Annotated in this window: 16 protein-coding genes; 13 read left to right on the forward strand and 3 right to left on the reverse strand. The window is 65.7% G+C overall.

Translation table 11 applies throughout. From position 1 onward, the window contains the following. The first annotated feature begins 55 nt into the window (after positions 1 to 55). Entirely contained in the window at positions 56 to 1456 is a 1401-nt protein-coding gene (gene yczR / locus ATK23_RS13980; RefSeq protein ID WP_167550515.1) for a MocR-like transcription factor YczR, read from the forward strand. On the opposite strand, the gene yczE is transcribed toward yczR, so the two are convergent. Next, a complete protein-coding gene (gene yczE, locus ATK23_RS13985) occupies positions 1453 to 2112 on the reverse strand; it encodes a membrane protein YczE (RefSeq protein WP_066142621.1) in 660 nt (219 codons plus the stop codon). The genes yczR and yczE overlap by 4 nt on opposite strands. 237 nt (positions 2113 to 2349) lie before the next feature. Continuing rightward, positions 2350 to 2985: a pyroglutamyl-peptidase I gene (locus ATK23_RS13990; protein WP_066142618.1), complete on the reverse strand. Its 636-nt coding sequence runs from the start codon at positions 2983 to 2985 to the stop codon at positions 2350 to 2352. Positions 2986 to 3068: 83 nt separating this feature from the next. Between ATK23_RS13990 and ATK23_RS13995 the strand changes: the two genes are divergently transcribed. After that, positions 3069 to 4277, forward strand: coding sequence for a DNA recombination protein RmuC (locus ATK23_RS13995; RefSeq protein ID WP_066142614.1), 1209 nt, complete (start codon positions 3069 to 3071; stop codon positions 4275 to 4277). 70 nt (positions 4278 to 4347) lie between these two features. On the opposite strand, the gene ATK23_RS14000 is transcribed toward ATK23_RS13995, so the two are convergent. Then, positions 4348 to 4827 (reverse strand): inorganic diphosphatase, encoded by a 480-nt coding sequence (locus ATK23_RS14000; RefSeq protein WP_038992659.1) that lies wholly within the window; start codon positions 4825 to 4827, stop codon positions 4348 to 4350. Between the two features lie 97 nt (positions 4828 to 4924). Here ATK23_RS14000 and dacB point away from each other — a divergent pair, with 97 nt between their 5' ends. The 11 genes from dacB to ATK23_RS14055 all read left to right on the forward strand — a co-directional run bounded on the left by dacB (position 4925) and on the right by ATK23_RS14055 (position 15435). After that, the gene (gene dacB / locus ATK23_RS14005) at positions 4925 to 6289 is read left to right on the forward strand and encodes a D-alanyl-D-alanine carboxypeptidase/D-alanyl-D-alanine endopeptidase (RefSeq protein WP_066142610.1); all 1365 of its coding nucleotides are present in this window, start codon (positions 4925 to 4927) and stop codon (positions 6287 to 6289) included. A gap of 17 nt (positions 6290 to 6306) precedes the next feature. Next, positions 6307 to 7233 (forward strand): zinc-dependent metalloprotease, encoded by a 927-nt coding sequence (locus tag ATK23_RS14010; RefSeq protein ID WP_066142606.1) that lies wholly within the window; start codon positions 6307 to 6309, stop codon positions 7231 to 7233. Then, positions 7230 to 8156, forward strand: coding sequence for a tRNA lysidine(34) synthetase TilS (tilS, locus tag ATK23_RS14015; protein WP_066142603.1), 927 nt, complete (start codon positions 7230 to 7232; stop codon positions 8154 to 8156). The genes ATK23_RS14010 and tilS overlap by 4 nt, the downstream gene beginning before the upstream one ends. 64 nt (positions 8157 to 8220) lie before the next feature. After that, the gene (gene hpt, locus ATK23_RS14020; protein ID WP_066142598.1) at positions 8221 to 8772 is read left to right on the forward strand and encodes a hypoxanthine phosphoribosyltransferase; all 552 of its coding nucleotides are present in this window, start codon (positions 8221 to 8223) and stop codon (positions 8770 to 8772) included. A gap of 107 nt (positions 8773 to 8879) precedes the next feature. Continuing rightward, the gene (gene ftsH, locus ATK23_RS14025; protein ID WP_038992651.1) at positions 8880 to 10805 is read left to right on the forward strand and encodes an ATP-dependent zinc metalloprotease FtsH; all 1926 of its coding nucleotides are present in this window, start codon (positions 8880 to 8882) and stop codon (positions 10803 to 10805) included. Between the two features lie 9 nt (positions 10806 to 10814). Next, entirely contained in the window at positions 10815 to 11393 is a 579-nt protein-coding gene (gene folE, locus ATK23_RS14030; RefSeq protein WP_073707224.1) for a GTP cyclohydrolase I FolE, read from the forward strand. Positions 11394 to 11400: 7 nt separating this feature from the next. Next, on the forward strand, positions 11401 to 12303 hold the full coding sequence (folP, locus tag ATK23_RS14035; protein ID WP_066142596.1) for a dihydropteroate synthase: 903 nt from the start codon (positions 11401 to 11403) through the stop codon (positions 12301 to 12303). Next, positions 12290 to 13123, forward strand: a complete 834-nt coding sequence (folK, locus tag ATK23_RS14040) for a 2-amino-4-hydroxy-6-hydroxymethyldihydropteridine diphosphokinase (protein WP_066142593.1) — start codon at positions 12290 to 12292, stop codon at positions 13121 to 13123. The genes folP and folK overlap by 14 nt, the downstream gene beginning before the upstream one ends. Then, positions 13120 to 13581 (forward strand): DUF3180 domain-containing protein, encoded by a 462-nt coding sequence (locus tag ATK23_RS14045; protein ID WP_066142591.1) that lies wholly within the window; start codon positions 13120 to 13122, stop codon positions 13579 to 13581. Before folK ends, ATK23_RS14045 begins: the two co-directional genes overlap by 4 nt. Next, the gene (locus ATK23_RS14050; RefSeq protein ID WP_066142588.1) at positions 13550 to 14047 is read left to right on the forward strand and encodes a PH domain-containing protein; all 498 of its coding nucleotides are present in this window, start codon (positions 13550 to 13552) and stop codon (positions 14045 to 14047) included. The genes ATK23_RS14045 and ATK23_RS14050 overlap by 32 nt, the downstream gene beginning before the upstream one ends. Continuing rightward, on the forward strand, positions 14044 to 15435 hold the full coding sequence (locus ATK23_RS14055; protein WP_038992646.1) for a PH domain-containing protein: 1392 nt from the start codon (positions 14044 to 14046) through the stop codon (positions 15433 to 15435). Before ATK23_RS14050 ends, ATK23_RS14055 begins: the two co-directional genes overlap by 4 nt. The last annotated feature ends 4 nt before the right edge of the window (positions 15436 to 15439 follow it).

Raw genomic sequence — 15439 nt, forward strand, 5'->3', positions numbered from 1 at the left:
AATGCTCCGGTAAATTGGACTTGGAAAAAATAGCCAATTTCGAATGGGTGGATTCATGGGACGCGTCACAGCCACGGCGCTTGCCGGCATGCTCGGTGCAATTGATGCTTCAATGCCGGCCTACCGCTGGCTCTACCTGGCCCTGCGCGCGCTGATAGCCAACGGCCGGATCCTGCACGGCACGGCGCTGCCCAGCGAACGCGACGCCGTGGCCGCCCTCGGGCTGAGCCGCACCACCGTATCGCGCGCGTACTCCGAGCTGCGCGATGCTGGATATGCCAGTGCCCGCCGCGGATCGGGGACCGTCGCCCAGCTGCCTGGAGGTCCGGTCTCCGGAGGCGCGGAGCCGTTGCCGCTGGGCGGGTTCGGGCCGGTGCCTGGAAGTCATGCAGTCGACCTGACATGCGCGGCTCCCACCGCTCCTGCGGGGATGATCGCCGGGTTCGAGGCTGCCCTGGAGCAGCTTCCGCGCTACGCGGCGGGCATGGGCTACTACCCGCTGGGCATTGAGCCATTGCGCGCCGCCCTGGCCGAGCACTACACCCGCAAGGGCCTGCCGACCAGTCCGGAACAAATCATCGTCACCTCAGGTGCGCTCTCCTCGGTAGCCGCCGCCGGGCGCGCGGTGCTGGGCCGCGGGCAGACGGTGCTGGCAGAATCTCCCACCTATCCGAATTCGTTGCTGGCGCTCAAGGCCCATGGGGCGCGCACCGCCGCCGTGCCGATCGGCCCAGAAGGATCGGATCTTGAGCAGATCGCCGATGCGCTGCAGGCGATCTCGCCCGCGGCGATGCTGTGCCTGCCGGATTTCCACAATCCGGTAGGCACGCTGCTCGATGATGCCGGACGCGAACGCTGGGCTGCGTACCTGGACCGCGCCGGAACCGTGGGGATTGTCGATGAGACCTGCGCCGAGCTATGGCTCGATGAGCGGCCCGAGGTTCTGCCGATGGCCGCATTTTCCAGGAACCTGATCAGCGTGGGCAGTGCCAGCAAGTCGCATTGGGGAGGCCTGCGCCTTGGCTGGATCCGCTCTCCGCGCCATATGGCTGGGGCGCTGGCCCGCTCCCGGATGAGCATGGACTTGGGTGCTCCGGTGCTGGAACAGCTGGTGCTGGCCAATGCGCTCGCCTCGCAACCGGCGCTGTCCGTGGCGACCCGCAATGGCCTGCGGGAAAACCGGGACTGGCTGATCGGCGAACTGGGCAAGCTGCTGCCCGATTGGGAACCCAACCGTCCCGCTGGTGGCCTGAGCCTGTGGTGCCATCTGCCGCAGCCGCGTTCCAGCGCGCTGGCCCGCCGGCTGAAGGGCGTGCTGCTGGCTCCCGGGTCGACCTTTGCCGTCGAGGGGCACGGGCTGGAGCACTATATGCGCCTGCCCTTCGCCCAGGACCGTGCGCAGCTTCAGCAGGCTGTGCCGGCCATTGCCGCGGCCTGGCGGCAGGTGGCCGCCTAGGCAGGGGTGTGGTTGGGCTCGGCCTGCTGGGCTGGCAGCGTCACGATTGCGTACTTGAAGAAGAACTGCGTCGCCGGGCCAATCAGCAGTGCATAGGCCACCGTGCCCACGCCCACCGGTCCGCCGAGCAGCCAGCCGATCCCGAGCACGCACACCTCGATGCTGGTGCGCAGCAGGCGGATTGATTTGCCGGTCCGCAGATGCAGCCCGGTCATCAGTCCATCGCGTGGTCCGGGGCCGAAATGGCAGCCGATGTACAGTGCGCCGCCCAGGCCATTGATGGCAATGGCGCCAACCAGGGTCAGGATCTGCCAGCCCAGGCCTTGGACGTCGGGGATGAGCCAGAGGAAGAAATCCAGGCCGAGCCCGATGAGCAGCACGTTGGCAATGGTACCCAGTCCGGGCCACTGCTTCAGCGGGATCCAAGCCAGCAGCACCACCACGCCTACGATGATCACGATAGTCCCCAGCGACAGCGGAATGTAGTTGGCCAGACCCAGATGCAGCACATCCCACGGATCCACGCCGAGCTGGGCACGAATCAGCAGTGCCATGGCCAGCGCGAAAAGCATCAGGCCAATGAACAGATTTGCCAGGCGTAGCGGGAGCCTTCCAGCGCGCAGCTGATCAAGCGGGGTGAGATTATGCAGGGTCATGATGCTTCAAGGCTAGCCCCGCGCTGGACTGCTGCGGCAATCCGCAGGTATCAGTTGGTCACATTCCTTGTCCAAGCCCGATCACTCCCAGTCCAGCCACGGCGCTGCGATCCCTGATGCGATCAAGGCGAAAGTGCCGATGAAAAGCCGGCCAATGGCAAGCGAAAAAAGAACCAGCCAACGGGCGGGATTGCTATGCACTATCGATGCCTGGCTTTCGTTTCATCGTGTTTCGGATCAGGCGCTCGTCGGATTGGTGGCGTCCAGTGCACCCAGAATGGCGATGCCCAGCGCCTGCGGCAGCTGGCTCAGCTCTCCGTCATGAGGCTGGCAGGTCGTTGCATCGGTTTCAGCACCTACCGTGGCCCGGATGCCTGGCGGGCGCAGTGCAGGAACATGGATGAACAACGACGGGACCGGTTGGGAATAGGCCATATACGCAACGTGATTGCAGACGAAACGCCCGGCGTCCTCGGACACGCTGGCCTCAAGGCCGGCGGCCAGCAGGGCCTGGGCGGCCGCCGTTGGATTGATGCTCGCCTCCACGCGCGTCGGGGCGTTCTCCCTGATCGCTGTTGAGCGAGGCTGCTCTCCATCATTGTCTGGAATGCGCGCATGATCCTCGTTGACCGCCCAGCGCTCCGGAGTAATCGCGGCTCGGCCCCCGGCCTCGCCAACGCAAATCAACGCATCGGGCTGATGCTCGGCCAGCAACGAGGCAAGGACCTGCCCGGAGGCCGCGAAGGACACCGGCAGGATCGCGGTGGTCACCTCGTGCTCGCCAAGTCGAGCTGGCAGCTGGCGGACCGCCTCGCCGCTGGCATTGAATGCGTCATTGCCGAAGGGATCGAAACCGGTGACCAGAATGTGCATGAACCCATTATGTCCCCAAACTGTCGGTCTCCGCTGATAGGACTGGGGTAATGGTTCGCTCGACAGATCTTGGCTAGGTGCTCATGATAATCGTGGTTTTTGTACTCGTCATCCTCAATATTCTTGCAACGGCATGTGTTGCTCTGCTGCTGATTCGCAGGACTTCCGGCTCCGAAGGCACCCAGGTCCAGGACGCGGTGCGTGCTGGAAATGCGGAGCTGAGGCAAGAACTGGGGACCCAGCGCACCGAACTGCGCCAGGGCATGGGCGAGGTGCGCACCGAGCTCGACGCCAAGCTGACCGCGATGGCCGAAGCCAATGCGAACCGCCATCTGCAGGTCCAGGTGCTGCTCCAGCAGGAAATGGAAAAGCTGCGCGCCGGCAATGAAGCCAAGCTCGAGAAGATGCGCGAAACGGTAGACGAGAAGTTGCAGGGGACCCTGGAGAAGCGGCTCGGGGATTCCTTCGAACTGGTCAGCAAGCGGCTGGAAATGGTCCAGAAGGGTCTGGGTGAAATGCAGTCCCTGGCCCAGGATGTCGGCGGTCTCAAACGCGTGCTTACCAACGTGAAGAGCCGTGGATCCTGGGGAGAAGTGCAGCTGGCCCGACAGCTGGAAGACATCCTCACCGCAGAGCAGTACGAGCAGAACGTGGCGGTGGTCCCTGGCAGCCGCGAGGTCGTCGAGTTCGCGGTGATCCTTCCCGGCCGGGACGCCGGAACGATCTACCTGCCGATCGACTCCAAGCTGCCTCAGGAAGACTACGAGCGCCTGCTCGATGTCCAGGAGCACGGAGACAAGGCGGCCATCGCCGCGGCCGGCAAGGCGCTGGACCGGGCAATCCTCGAACAGGCCAAGCTGATCTCCAGCAAGTACATCGCCCCGCCGTACAGCACCGACTTCGCCATCATGTACCTGCCCACCGAAGGCCTGTTCGCCGAGGTGGTGCGCAGCCCGGGGCTGGCCAGCAAGCTGCAGACCGAGCACCGGGTGCTGGTCACCGGGCCGACCACCCTGATGAGCCTGCTGAACTCGCTGCAAATGGGCTTCCGCACCCTGGCCATCGAGAAGCGCAGCAGCGAAGTGTGGCAGGTGCTCTCGGCAGCCAAGGAAGAATTCCGCAAGTACGGAGATGTTTGGGACAAGCTGGGCAAGCAGCTGGCCACGGCGCAGAACACGGTGCGCGATGCCGGCACCCGGACCCGGGCGGTGGAGCGCAAGCTCAAGGACGTGCAGACCCTGGAAGTTGCCGCGCAGGACGACGTGCTCAGCTCGCTGCTGCCCGAGGCATAAGGCCACCCGGAAAAAGCAATGGCGGCGACCCCGCATGGGGATCGCCGCCAATTCAGCTCAGGTCCTGCGACTAGGCCTTGAAGCGCTCGATGGAGCGAGCCAGCTCGGCTTCGGCAGCCTCGCGGCCTTCCCAGCCCTCGGCCTTGACCCACTTGCCTGGCTCCAGGTCCTTGTAGCGGGTGAAGAAGTGCTCGATCTCCTTGATCAGCCATTCGTCGATGTCTTCAAGTTCCTTGATGTGGTCAAAGCGCTTGTCGGCAGGAACGCACAGCAGCTTGGCATCGCCACCGCCATCGTCGGTCATGTTGAAGACGCCAATCGGGCGGGCTTCCACGACAACGCCTGGGATCAGGTCGACACCCGGGAGGTAGACCATGGCATCCAATGGATCGCCATCTTCGCCCAAGGTATCGTCGAAGTAGCCGTAGTGGGTTGGGTACTGCATCGAGGTGAACAGCACGCGATCCAGGCGCAGGCGGTGGGTCTCGTGGTCGATCTCGTACTTGACGCGCGATCCGGTAGGGATCTCGATGGTCACGTCGTGGCTCATGAAAAGCACACTCCTAAACTAGTCTTAGGGATATCCGCTAATAAGGGTATCGCCCCATTGCGCCTGATGGATAAAACTGCGAGAGGAATGTAACCATATGAACACTGCCGCCCGACGCGCCATAACGCTGGGGGTGGCGATTGTTGCCGTGGTTGCAGTCGTCGTCGCGATGCTCCTGGCCCCGCGATTCTTCACCGGGGAGCCCGAAGCTTCCTACACCCCGGCCAGCGCGCAGCTGGCCGCGCCATCCCCAGTCGCCGTGCGGGATCTGGACCCCGAAGCCGTGCAGCCGGACCCCGGGATCCTCGCCTCGAAGCTGGACGCCATCCTTGCCGACAAGCCCGACCGGACCTCCTTCAGCGCCCAGGTGGTGGACGTCGCCACGGGCAACGTCCTGTATGACAAGAATGCCGCCGCAAACGGCACCCCGGCCTCCAGCCTGAAGGTCGCCACCGCCATCGCCGCCCTCGACGCCCTGGGCGGAGGCACCCAGCTGTCCACCAGCGTGCTGCTCGATGGCGGAACGCTGATCCTGCGCGGCGGGGGCGATGTGCTGCTGGGCGACGGGGAATCCGACCCGGCGCACCCCAAGGGCTATGCAGGACTGGCGACCTTGGCCAAGCAGACCGCCGATGAGCTTGAAAAACGCGGGATCGGCGAGGTCGAGCTGTGGCTGGACGACTCGCTGTTCGGCGACGCGCACAGCAACCCGGACTGGGACAAGTCGTTGTTCACCTCGAACAATATTGGCGAGGTCTACCCGATAGCGCACTACGCCGGGCGTGCCGGGCAGAGCACCAGCACCGCCTACCAGTCCGACGCCGCCCAGCAGGTCCGCAAGGTCTTCGCCCGGGCCCTGGGCGAGCGCATCACGGTGACCGAGGGCGGCCGCGGACCCTATGCCGGCGGCGAGCAGATCACCGAGGTGAAATCCGCGCCGCTGCGTGATGTCGTCAAGCACATGCTGCTGGTCTCGGATAACTACATCGCCGAAACCATGGGACGGCTGGTCGCGCTCAAGCGCCATATGCCCGCCGAGCAGGCGGGAGCCGCCGTCGCCGCGGTAGCCGCCGAGCACGGGGCGAGTGGCCTTTCGCTGGTGGACGCCAGCGGCCTGGCCGCCAAGAACCAGATTTCGCCCGCCGCGCTGACCGCAGTGCTGCGTTCGGCGGCCACCAGCGGAAAGCCGGAATTGCGCGAGCTCGTCTATTCGCTGCCGGTCTCCGGCTACAACGGCACCCTGATGCACCGCCTGGACGGTGCCGCGACACTCGGCCTGGTCCGTGCCAAGACCGGCTCGCTGACCGGCGTGGCCACGCTGACCGGCATGACCATGACCGAAGACGGGCGCCTGCTCGCCTTCTCGATCTACGCGAACCAGCCCAACGGAGCACTCGCACCCCACAAGCCAACCATTGACTCTGCAGTCACCGCCATCCGCGGTTGTGGCTGCCGGAGCTGAAAGCTCAGGAGCAGTAAATGAACCAGTTCGTCGATTGGAAGCTGGCGGCCAAGGCCGCGAAAACCCTGATGCCCGCCGGGCCGAAGATCCAGTCCCAGGATGCCGCCCGGATCGTCGAGGAACTGCGCATCGCCGCCGGCGAAGGCCTGGTGGAGGCCGAGAAGGTTTCCAGGCTGGCCTCGACTGCGCCAGCGCAGACCCTGGTGGTGGACCGCTCAGGCTGGGCCAAGGCCGTCAGCCAGAACTTCGCGGCCATGCTCCCGTCAATGCGCCAGGATGTCCCCGGCGCGGTACCGCTGATCGCCGGCGCCGAACTCGGCGCGGTGCTCTCGGTGCTCGGCACCCGGGTGCTGGGCCAATTCGATCCGTTCGTCGGACCCCGGCTGCTGCTCAATGCCCCGACCATCACCCAGATCCGCGGCGAACTTAACGTCAACGCCCGCGACTTCTACCTGTGGATCGCCACCCATGAGCAGACCCACCGCCTGCAATTCGAGCATGCCCCCTGGATCCCCGAGGTCATGAAGCAGACGCTGGCCGAGGCCTTCGAACCGCTGGCCGGCACTACCAATTCCATGGGCGCACTCGGCGAACGCCTGAAGTCCATGAAGTCCGAGGTTTCCGAGCTGACCAGCATCATGTCGGTGCTGGAGGGGCATGCCATGGTGGTGATGAACGATGTCACCTCGATCCGCAGCATCAAGACCATCCGCCGCCGTTTCGAAGCCCGCGGCGAGAACCGCTCGGCCCTGGCGATCCTGCTGGGCAAGCTGCTGGGCCTGGATGCCAAGGCGCTGCAGTACAAGCGCGGGGCGAAATTCGTGCGTCATATCGTCGATGAGATCGGCTATGAAGGCTTCAACGAGATCTTCACCGCCCGCGAGCTGTTCCCCAGCTCCGAGGAACTCGACCACCCCGAACGCTGGCTGGCCCGCACCCGATGAGCCGGGCCCTGCACCTCGCCCGCGGCGCGATCCAAGCCAGCTGCGCGCCGGGGCTGAACCTGATCGGGGTCTCCGGCGGCGCCGACTCGCTGGCCCTGGCCACTGCCGCCGCGACGCTGCCTGGTTCCTTCGGCGCGGTGGTCATCGACCACGGCCTGCAGGCCGGCAGCGCCGAGGTGGCCGAGCACGCCGCCGCGCAGTGCCGCGAGCTGGGGCTGGATCCGGTGCAGGTGATCCGGGTCGAGACCTCGAAAGATGAGGATTCGGCGCGCAAGGCCAGATACCGGGCCTTCGAAGCGGCGATCATCCAGCACAATGCGCAGACGCTGATGCTCGCGCATACCCGCGACGACCAGGCCGAGCAGGTGCTGCTCGGATTGCTGCGCGGATCGGGTACCCGTTCGCTGGCAGGCATCCCGGCCAGCCGCGGACCCTACCGGCGGCCCCTGCTGGAACTGTCCCGGGAGCAGACCGAGCAGATCTGCCGGGAGGCGGGCCTGGACTTCTGGGAAGATCCGAGCAACACGGACACCGGCTACCGGCGCAATCTCATCCGCCACCGGATCCTGCCCTTGCTGCGCGCGGAACTCGGCGAGCACCTCCCCGTTGCCCTGGCGCGCACCGCCAGCCTGGCCGCCGCCGATGCCCAGGCACTGGATTCCTGGGCGCAGGCGGCCAAGGCGGAGCACGGGTTGCGGATCGCGGAACTGGCCAAGCTGCCGGTGGCCGTCAGCTCGCGAGTATTACGCCTGGCCGCCATGGAAGCCGGTGCCCGGAATGTGGGCCATGAGCGAACAGCGGCGCTCTGCGCGCTGGCCGGATTCGGCGTCCCCAAGTCCAAATCAGCTGGTCCGGTGCAGCTCGATGGCGCGATCAGCGCCTTCCGCCGGCAATCGGTGATAGTTTTCACCACAACCGGCTAAACAACAATCCGCCAAATGTGGCAATCTAGGTAAGTACCACACCTCTAGAATCAGGAGAATTCTCGTGGATTCCAATGCAGTCAAAGCCGATCTTGCGCACGTTCTGTACACCAAGGAAGAAATCCAGGCCCGCGTGGAGGAACTCGCCGCGCAGATCGACAAGGATTACGAAGGCCGCGACATCCTCGTGGTAGGTGTGCTCAAGGGCGCCGTGATGATCATGGCCGACCTGGTCCGCGCGCTGAACTCCCACCTGACCATGGACTGGATGGCAGTGTCATCCTACGGTTCGGGTACCCAGTCCTCCGGTGTGGTGCGCATCCTCAAGGACCTGGATTCCGACTTGATGGGCAAGCACGTGCTGATCGTCGAGGACATCATCGACTCCGGCCTGACCTTGTCCTGGCTGAAGTCCAACCTGGAATCCCGCGGCCCGGCATCGGTGGAAATCTGCACCCTGCTGCGCAAGCCCGAGGCAGCCAAGGTGGAAATCGACGTCAAGTACGTCGGCATGAACATCCCGAACGAATTCGTCGTGGGCTACGGCCTGGACTACGCGGAAAAGTACCGCAACCTGGATTGCGTGGGCACCTTGGCCCCGCACATTTATCAGTAGGGAACTTTTCGCGCCATTGGGGCGTTGAGAAGTATCGAAGGTGGCGTGACCCGGACGCCAGAGCAGTGCGTGAGGGGGATGCGCCAGGCGCGGGGCCTGGCGGATCAATGAAAACGAAGAAGCTTTTTAACAGCTGGATCATTTGGGTTTTGGTCGGCGTCGTCGCAGTGGTGCTGTTCCTGCCGATGGTCTTTGGCAATAATTCTGCCAAGGTGGATACCTCCGTCGGCTTGCACCAGCTGACCAGCGGCAATGTCACCGAAGCGAAGATGTTCGACGGCGACCAGCGTGTCGACCTGAAGCTGCGCGACGCCCTGAAGGTGGACGGCGTGGACAAGGGCACCACGGTGAGCTTCTACTACTCGACCGCCCGCGCCGAACAGGTCGTCGATGAGATCAACAAGGCCAATCTGGGCAAGTTCACCGACCAGCCGGTGGAAAGCAACTGGCTGCTGTCGATGCTCGGGATCATCATCCCGTTCCTGCTGATCGCCGGCATCTTCTGGTTCATCCTCGCCCGCTCGCAGGGCGGCGGTTCCAAGGTCATGCAGTTCGGCAAGTCCAAGGCGAAGCTGATCACCAAGGACATGCCGCAGGTGACCTTCAAGGACGTCGCCGGCGCCGACGAGGCAGTGGAAGAACTCCACGAAATCAAGGAATTCCTGCAGGAACCAGCCAAGTTCCAGGCCCTGGGCGCGAAGATCCCCAAGGGCGTGCTGCTCTACGGCCCTCCGGGCACCGGCAAGACCCTGCTGGCCAAGGCGGTGGCCGGCGAAGCCCAGGTGCCGTTCTACTCGATCTCCGGCTCCGACTTCGTCGAGATGTTCGTCGGCGTGGGCGCCTCGCGCGTGCGCGACCTGTTCGAACAGGCCAAGAACAATTCCCCGGCGATCATCTTCGTCGACGAAATCGACGCGGTGGGCCGCCACCGCGGCGCCGGCATCGGCGGCGGCAACGACGAGCGCGAGCAGACCCTGAACCAGCTGCTCGTCGAAATGGACGGCTTCGACGCCACCACCAACGTCATCCTGATCGCCGCGACCAACCGTCCCGACGTGCTGGACCCGGCGCTGCTGCGCCCGGGCCGCTTCGACCGGCAGATCCCGGTGGAGGCACCGGACTTGAAGGGCCGCGAACAGATCCTGTCGGTGCACGCCAAGGGCAAGCCGATGGACGCCACCGTGGATCTGAACGCCGTCGCGAAGAAGACCCCGGGCTACACCGGCGCCGATTTGGCCAACGTGCTCAACGAGGCCGCGCTGCTCACCGCACGCTCCAACGCGAACCTGATCGACGACCGCGCGCTGGATGAGGCCATCGACCGCGTCATGGCCGGCCCGCAGAAGCGCACCCGGCTGATGGACGAGCACGAGCGCAAGGTCACTGCCTACCACGAGGGCGGGCACGCGCTGGTCGCCGCCGCGATGAACCAGACCGCACCGGTCACCAAGATCACCATCCTGCCGCGCGGCCGCGCGCTGGGCTACACCATGGTGGTTCCGGAATCCGACAAGTACTCGGTCACCCGCAACGAGCTGCTGGACCAGATGGCCTACGCCATGGGCGGGCGCGTCGCCGAGGAGATCGTCTTCCACGACCCGTCCACCGGAGCATCGAACGACATCGAGAAGGCCACCGCCACCGCGCGCAAGATGGTCACCGAATACGGCATGAGCGAGAAGGTCGGCGCGGTGCGCCTGGCCGGCTCGGCAGCCGAGCAGGGCATGGGCAACGCCGCCCGCGAATTCTCCGACGAAATGGCCCACCTCGTGGACCAGGAGGTACGCGAGCTGATCGAGCAGGCGCACAACGACGCCTATCAGGCGCTGACCGCCAACCGCCATGTGCTCGACCGCCTGGCCCTGGCCCTGCTGGAGCGCGAGACCCTGAACCAGGCGGAGATCGCGGAGATCTTCGCCGACCTGGTCAAGCGCGAGAAGCGCGAAGTCTGGCTGAGCAACGAGGCCCGTCCGGTGCACAGCGAGGGCCCGATATTAAGCCCCAAGGAGCGCGCAGCTTCCTCGACCGACTAGGATCGAAGCGTGAGTGAACTGAAAGAGATTGACCAGCCGCGGATCGCGGCAGCCGTGCGCGAGATCCTGGAGGCCATCGGCGAGGACCCCGACCGCGACGGCCTGGTCGACACCCCGAAGCGGGTGGCCAAGGCCTACGCGGAGTTCTTCGCCGGCCTGCACCAGCAACCGGCAGACCACCTGTCCACCACCTTCGACATCGAGCACGATGAGATGGTGCTGGTCAAGGACATCCCGTTCTACTCGACCTGCGAGCACCACCTGGTGCCCTTCTACGGTTCGGCGCATATCGGCTACATCCCGGGCAAGGGCGGCAAGGTCACCGGCCTGTCCAAGCTGGCCCGCCTGGTCGAGGTGTACGCCCGCCGCCCGCAGGTCCAGGAACGCCTGACCACCCAGATCGTCGATGCGCTGGTGGAGCATCTGAGCCCGGCCGGCGCGATTGTCGTTGTCGAATGCGAGCACATGTGCATGTCCATGCGCGGGGTGCAGAAGCCCGGAGCGAAGACCGTGACCAGTGCGGTGCGCGGCCAGCTGCGCGAGACTGCCACCCGTGCCGAAGCCATGAGCCTGATCCTCGGAAAGTAGGAACCCCATGTCGCTTGGAGCGATCCCGGGCACCGGCCCGAACACCAGCCCCTTGCCCATCATCCGCAAGTCCAAGAAGAAGACGATGGCCGACCTGCCCACCGGCCGCACCCTGGTCATGGGCATCCTGAACGTCACCGAGGACTCCTTCTCGGACGGCGGGAAGTACCTGTCCACCGATGCCGCGATCGACCAGGGCCTGAAACTGCTCTACTCCGGCGCGGACATCATCGACGTGGGCGGCGAATCCACCCGCCCCGGCGCCAAGGACGTGGATCCAGCCCTCGAGCAGGAGCGCATCATCCCGGTCATCGAAGCCCTGGTGAAGGCCGGCGCCGTGATCTCCGTGGACACCATGCATGTCTCCACCGCCCGCGCGGCCATCGAGGCCGGCGCGCACATCATCAACGACGTCTCGGGCCTGACCTACGAGCAGGGCATGCCCGAGCTGATCGCTGAAACCGGCGTCCCCTACGTGCTCATGCACCGCCGCGGCACCGCGCAGAACATGGTCGCCGAGGCCAACTACCAGGACGTGGTCGCAGAGGTCATCGGCGAGCTGCGCGGCCTGCGCGACGAGTTCGTCGCCAAGGGCGTGGCCCCGGAACAGATCATCATCGACCCGGGACTGGGCTTCGCCAAGGATGCGGAGCACAACTGGGCGCTGCTGGCCAACGTCCCTGCCATGGAAGAGCTCGGCCACCGCGTGCTAATCGGCACCAGCCGCAAGCGCTTCTTGGGCGAGCTGCTGGCCGAAGGCTCCAAGAGCCGGGCACCGCTGGAACGCGATGCGGCAACCGCGGCCACCACCGTGCTCGGCGCCCGCGACAAGGTCTGGGCGGTGCGCGTGCACGATGTCGCCGGCAGCCGCGACGCCATCGAAGTCGTGCAGGCCTATGGATCGCATTAGCATCTACGGAATTTCGGCCACCGGCTACCATGGCGTGTTCGAGCATGAGAAGCGCGACGGCCAGGAATTCATCATCGACGTGGTGCTGCACGTGGACATCACGCGGGCGGCAGCCAGCGACAATGTGCTGGACACCGTGCACTACGGCGAAGTCAGCGAGCTGGTGGTCGAGCAGATCAAGGCCGGCCCGTGGGACTTGATCGAGAAGCTGGGTAGCGAAATCGCCGAGGCGATCCTCGCCGCCTACCCTTCCGTGGCCGCCATCGACGTGGTGGTGCACAAGCCGCAGGCGCCGATCCCGGTGCCATTCAGCGATGTCACGATCTCGCTGACCCGGCACCAGAAACAGCACACCGCGATCATCGCGCTGGGCGCCAACCTGGGCGACCCGCAGGCCACGCTGGCCGCCGCGGTGCAGGAGCTCGGTGCGGAAACAGAGCTGCTCAAGGTGTCCCCGCTGGCCATCACCAAGCCGGTGGGCGGCCCGCCGGACCAGCCGGACTACACCAACCAGGTAGTCCAGGTGCGCACCCGGCGCTCCCCGCATGAGCTGCTGGATTTATGCCAGTCCATCGAGGCCAAGCACCACCGCACCCGCGAGGTGCGCTGGGAAGCACGCACCCTGGATTTGGACTTGATCGCCTACGACCAGCTGCGCCTGGATGACGAGCGGCTGACCCTGCCGCATCCGCGCGCCGCGATCCGCGGCTTCGTGCTGGCCCCGTGGAGCTGGATGGATCCGGATGCGGTGCTGGACGGGCAACTGGTCTCCCGCCTGGCCGCCGAAGCCGCCGATACGAAAGACATCATCCGGCTATGACGAAGCTGAAGCTGCGCTGGCTGTTCGCGTGCGCCGGGCTCGGTGCCGCGGCCGGCTGGATTGCGCTGCGCCTGCTCACCTCGGCAGGCCGGTACGCGCCGGTGCTCGACTACTCGGCGCTGTACTCGCTGGGCGCAGTCTGCGCGGTGGTGCTGTTCCTGGGGATCCGGGTGAAGCGCTCCACCCAGGGCAAGGCCGACTTCGAGCCGATCGCCGCGGCCCGCACTCTGGTGCTGGCGCAGGCCTCGGCCTATGCCGGCGCGGTCATCGCCGGCTGGCATGTTCCAGCAATCATCATGCTCTGGGCGGCCACCGGCATGACCCCCACCCTGACCCGCGGCTTGGTGCTGGCCGGTGCCGGGCTCCTCATGGTGGTCATTGGGTATATTGTTCAGCAACTGTGCAAACTTCCACCGGAGGATACCGATGGCAACAGCGACTCCGTGGTCACCGAGTAGCTTCACCCCAGCCCACCGGGACTATGCCAAGGTCAAGCTCACCACCTGGGCGATCACCTGGGGCGTGATCCTGCTGGCCTCCCTGGTTCCTGCCGTGCTGGCGGCAACCGGAGCCGGCATTGCGCTGTGGCTGGTCCTCGCCCCGATCCTGCTGGTGCTGCTGCTGGCGCTGCTGGCCTTGCGCATCATCCGCCGCCAGGTCGCCGCACTGGGCTACCTCGAACGCGAGGAAGACTTCATCGTCCGCTCCGGGGTGATGTGGCGCAAGCAGGTAGTCATTCCCTACGGCCGGATGCAGTACGTCGAGGTCAACAGCGGACCGCTGGAGCGCCGCTACGGCCTGTGCCAGCTGACGCTGAACACCGCAGGCACCGGCGCCACCGCGCACGTCTACGGGCTGCCCGAGCGCGAAGGCCAGGAATTGCGCGAACGGCTCGTGGCCGCCGGCGAAGAGCAGATGCTATGAGCCAGTCCGTGGAACCGGCCGCCGGTGACAGCGCCGAGCCATGGCAGCGGGTGCACCCGGCCAGCCCCTTCGTCCACGGCTGGCTGGCCATCATCGGCCTGGTCTACATCTACTGGCAGAACACCGACGAACTGTCCTGGGCTGAACGCTTTTCCGGCGACAGGCTGATCTGGACCGTCGCGGGCGCCGGCATCGCCCTGCTCGTGGTGCTCATCTTCTACTTCCTTTCCTGGTACTTCACCCGCTACAAGCTCACCAGCACGCACGTGTACGTGAATTCAGGGATGCTCTTCCGCAGCCAGAAGCAGGCGCGCATCGACAAGGTGCAGGGCATCGACATCGCCCAGCCGCTGGTTGCCCGGCTGCTGGGACTTGCCGAGCTGCGCTTCGACGTGGCCGATTCCTCCGAGTCGGTGCTGCGCCTTTCCTTCCTGCGCAAGGCCGACGCCCACGCGTTGCGCCAGGTCATCCTCCAGCGGGCCCGCGGCGGACGACCCGCGCATGCCCCAGAAGCCGAACAGGCTGCGGCAGATGCGCCCGCGCCGGCCGATCCGCAGCCTGCCATGCAAGCATCGCCGCTGATGGCCAAGGTGCCCATCGGTCGTCTGATCGCCTCGCTGTTCCTGCAGCTGCCGGTGATCATCGGCCTGCTTGCCTGCCTGTCGATGCTGGTGCTGTGGATTTCCGGGGTCGAGGGAATCATCGCCGGCCTGGTGCCCTCGGTGCTGGCCTTCGGCAGCTGGTTCTACAAGCAGCTGAACCAGGGCTGGAACTTCACCGCCAGTGCCTCGGACACCGGCATGCGGATCAGCTACGGCCTGGCCGACACCCGCCAGCACTCAATTCCCTCCGGCCGGGTCCAGGCCATTTCGGTGACGGCCCCCTTCTTCTGGCGGATGCTGGGCTGGTACAAGGTGGAGGTCAACGTGCTGGGCACCAAGAGCGATGACGCCGACAACCTGCAGGTGCTCCCGGTGGGCGACTTCGAGTCGGTCGCGCGGATCATGGGGATCCTGCTGCCGGACCTTGGCGTCGAGAACCAGCGCGAGGTGCTGGCCACGGCGGTGAGCACCGGATCCGAGCACGGTTTCATCGGCTCCCCGGAACGCGCCAAGCCGCTATCGCCCGGGGCATGGAAGCACCAGGGGTTCCTGGCCACCGGAACCACGGTGATTTCCCGGTACGGCTGGCTGGCGCGCCAAGCCAGTTTCGTGCCGCATAACCGGGTGCAGGGCATGAGCTGGATACAGGGGCCGTGGGAGCGAGGCCGTAGACTGGCCGGTGTCCGCTTGCACAGTGCTGGCGGAAGCATCACCGGATACGTGCATCAGATTGATGCGGACACCGCGGCAGAATTTATCCGGGCGCAGACCCGGCGCCTGGTTTGAAAGG

It is taken from the genome of Glutamicibacter nicotianae (assembly GCF_002797775.1).
Taxonomy (GTDB): Bacteria; Actinomycetota; Actinomycetes; order Actinomycetales; family Micrococcaceae; genus Glutamicibacter; species Glutamicibacter nicotianae.